Here is a 526-nt window from a genome sequence, read left to right as displayed (position 1 = left end):
TGCCACTGGCGTGACAACCGATACACCAGAGGTGTGTCCACTCCGGTCCTCTCGTACTAGGAGCAGGCTTCCTCAAATCTGCAGCGCCCACGGAAGATAGGGACCAAACTGTCTCACGACGTTTTAAACCCAGCTCACGTACCTCTTTAAATGGCGAACAGCCATACCCTTGGGACCGACTACAGCCCCAGGATGAGATGAGCCGACATCGAGGTGCCAAACACCGCCGTCGATATGAACTCTTGGGCGGTATCAGCCTGTTATCCCCAGAGTACCTTTTATCCGTTGAGCGATGGCCCTTCCATACAGAACCACCGGATCACTATGTCCTGCTTTCGCATCTGCTCGACTTGTCAGTCTCGCAGTTAAGCACGCTTATGCCATTGCACTATCGTCACGATGTCCGACCGTAACTAGCGTACCTTCGAACTCCTCCGTTACGCTTTGGGAGGAGACCGCCCCAGTCAAACTGCCTACCATGCACTGTCCCCGATCCCGATAAGGGACCTGGGTTAGAACCTCAAAC

At 54.4% G+C, this 526-nt stretch carries 1 rRNA gene; it reads right to left on the bottom strand.

Annotated elements, in window-relative coordinates:
- Positions 1 to 526 (bottom strand): 23S ribosomal RNA (locus HWX04_RS08915); the annotation flags it as partial.

The sequence above is a fragment of the Bartonella gabonensis genome, assembly GCF_903679515.1.
In the GTDB taxonomy this organism is placed as follows: domain Bacteria; phylum Pseudomonadota; class Alphaproteobacteria; order Rhizobiales; family Rhizobiaceae; genus Bartonella; species Bartonella gabonensis.
The sequence above is the reverse complement of the archived record's forward strand: the minus strand, read 5'-3'. Positions and strand labels throughout refer to the sequence as shown.